Origin of the sequence: Pseudomonas sp. EggHat1, from assembly GCF_014892995.1 — a bacterium.
Lineage (GTDB): Bacteria > Pseudomonadota > Gammaproteobacteria > Pseudomonadales > Pseudomonadaceae > Aquipseudomonas > Aquipseudomonas chaetocerotis.
On the sequence record NZ_JACKQK010000036.1, the window covers coordinates 1 to 1,023 of the forward strand.

Annotated in this window: 1 protein-coding gene; it reads right to left on the reverse strand. The window is 58.3% G+C overall.

Annotated elements, in window-relative coordinates; genetic code table 11:
- Positions 1–1,023 (reverse strand): elongation factor Tu (gene tuf, locus INS93_RS24575; RefSeq protein ID WP_192985857.1); only part of this gene is annotated, 1,023 nt, incomplete at both ends.

Below are 1,023 nucleotides of genomic sequence, written 5' to 3' on the forward strand. Positions count from 1 at the left end.
GCCATCTTCCATGGCGATCGGCTTGATCAGGGTGACAACCATTTTGATGTTGTCGCCCGGCATTACCATCTCAACGCCTTCCGGCAGTTCGCACGAACCGGTCACGTCAGTGGTACGGAAGTAGAACTGAGGACGGTAGCCCTTGAAGAACGGGGTGTGACGACCACCTTCTTCCTTGGACAGAACGTACACTTCAGCTTCGAACTTGGTGTGCGGCTTGATGGTGCCCGGCTTGGCCAGAACCTGACCACGCTCGACTTCATCACGCTTGGTGCCGCGCAGCAGCACGCCGCAGTTCTCACCAGCACGACCTTCGTCCAGCAGCTTGCGGAACATCTCAACGCCGGTGCAGGTGGTCTTGGTGGTCGGACGCAGACCAACGATTTCGATTTCTTCCTGGATACGGACGATACCGCGCTCTACACGACCGGTAACCACAGTACCGCGRCCGGAGATCGAGAATACGTCTTCGATCGGCATCAGGAACGGACGGTCGATGGCACGAACCGGCTCAGGGATGTAGGTATCCAGAGTTTCCACCAGGGTTTTCACCGCAGTGGTACCCATGCCGTTGTCRTCCTGGCCGTTCAGAGCCATCAGCGCGGAGCCGATGATGATCGGAGTGTCGTCACCCGGGAAATCGTAGGTGCTCAGCAGGTCGCGAACTTCCATCTCGACCAGCTCCAGCAGCTCAGCGTCGTCAACCATGTCAGCCTTGTTCAGAAAGACAACGATGTACGGTACGCCAACCTGACGGGACAGCAGGATGTGCTCACGAGTTTGCGGCATCGGGCCGTCGGCAGCCGAGCAGACCAGGATCGCGCCGTCCATCTGGGCAGCACCGGTGATCATGTTCTTCACGTAGTCGGCGTGACCCGGGCAGTCAACGTGCGCGTAGTGACGTACGGACGAATCGTACTCCACGTGTGCAGTGTTGATGGTGATACCACGAGCCTTCTCTTCCGGAGCGCTATCGATCTTGTCGAAGTCAACCTTGGCCGAACCGAAAACTTCGGAGCAGAC